This is a genomic window from Gracilibacillus oryzae (genome assembly GCF_009498735.1).
GTDB lineage: Bacteria > Bacillota > Bacilli > Bacillales > Amphibacillaceae > Gracilibacillus > Gracilibacillus oryzae.
Genome location: NZ_ML762476.1, coordinates 1 through 1,222 on the forward strand (window position 1 = coordinate 1; position 1,222 = coordinate 1,222).

The 1,222-nt window shown below is 39.9% G+C and carries 1 protein-coding gene; it reads left to right on the forward strand.

Annotation, left to right across the window (positions count from 1 at the left end; genetic code table 11):
- Positions 1–80 precede the first annotated feature (80 nt).
- Positions 81–1,192 (forward strand): IS3 family transposase gene (locus F9U64_RS22500; protein ID WP_153407133.1). Its coding sequence is split into 2 segments (ribosomal slippage): positions 81–330 and positions 330–1,192, totalling 1,113 coding nucleotides; the frame shifts between segments, so codons are not numbered across the junction.
- Positions 1,193–1,222: the final 30 nt, after the last annotated feature.

The following is a 1,222-nucleotide window of genomic DNA, read 5'->3' on the forward strand; positions in this document are numbered from 1 at the left end:
TGAATCGGTTACACTTAGTTAGACAAGTTAGTTAAGGTCAGTTAGACTTGGTTCAAATAAAAAACCGAGGAGCGTTTAAAATGACCAAAAAAGCGAGAAGAACTTTTTCAAAGGAATTTAAAGAACAAATGGTGCAGCTACATGTGTCTGGTAAACCGCGTTCGGAGATTATTAGAGAATATGAATTGACGCCTTCTTCTTTTGATAAGTGGGTTCGCCAGTATCATGATAATGGTTCGTTTCAGGAAAAAGACAATTGCACACCGGAACAAGAAGAGTTAATCAAACTTCGTAAAGAAAATCAAAAATTGGCCATGGAAAATGACATTTTAAAGCAAGCCGCGCTGATCATGGGACGAAAGTAGATGTGATCCGGAATAATCGTCACAAATACTCGGTATCAGCAATGTGCGGCGTCCTGCAAATTGCCAGAAGTACCTACTATTATGAAGCAAAGATTCGTGATGACCAGGAGGAAGAATTAACCGATCAGATTGTGGACATTTTTAAGAAAAGCCGCCAAAACTATGGTCAACGAAAGATAAAAGTGGAGTTAAAAAAGCTTGGCTGGACTGTGTCCCGACGTCGGATCGGACGAATCATGAAAGAACAAGGACTTGTTTCTAAGTATACCGTCGCTCAATTTAAGCCGTCCCAATCATCCTGTAATGAATCAGACGTAGGAAATGCGCTCAATCGAGCCTTTGACCAGGATCAAGAATTAAAAGTAGTAGTAAGTGACTTAACCTATGTGAGAGTGGGACAGAGATGGCATTATATCTGTGTTTTAGTAGATTTATATAATCGGGAAATTATTGGCCACAGTGCAGGACCTCATAAAAGTGCGGCCTTAGTTCAACGTGCCTTTGCATCCGTCCCATACAATCTTCATCAGCTTGAATTGTTTCACACCGATAGAGGCAGTGAGTTTAAGAACCAGCTGATCGATCAGGCATTAGAAACGTTTGGCATTGAGCGCTCACTGAGCGAAAAAGGAACGCCCTATGACAATGCCGTTGCGGAAGCTACATTCAAAACCATCAAAACAGAGTTTGTCAAAGGGGCTTATTTTACTGACCAACACGAACTTGACCTTGAACTTTTTGATTATGTTAATTGGTTCAATCACCTTCGAATTCACGGATCATTAGATTATTTAACACCGACTGAATACAAGTTAATCAACCTTTAAAAATTTGTTCGATTTAGTGTTGACATACCA